Below are 213 nucleotides of genomic sequence, written 5' to 3' on the forward strand. Positions count from 1 at the left end.
GGATAGAAAATGAGTGAAACTTACGAGATTTATACTTCTAACGGGTTGATAATAGAAGTGGATAAAAATACAAATCAAATCTTATTTGATAAAAGAAAAGATGGGCGTGAAGTAGGCAAATACACCCAAGAATATTCTAAAGCTTTGTTTGAAGCTGATCATATCTTAAGAACTTCTCCTTATATCGATTATAAGCCTCAATACTTAGATCCT

General features: G+C 31.5%; 1 pseudogene. It reads left to right on the forward strand.

From position 1 onward, the window contains the following. Positions 1-9: 9 nt before the first annotated feature. Positions 10-213: pseudogene (locus H2279_RS08870) on the forward strand (hypothetical protein); the annotation flags it as partial.

Source organism: Campylobacter sp. B0100352/1, assembly GCF_020135855.1.
GTDB lineage: Bacteria > Campylobacterota > Campylobacteria > Campylobacterales > Campylobacteraceae > Campylobacter_D > Campylobacter_D taeniopygiae.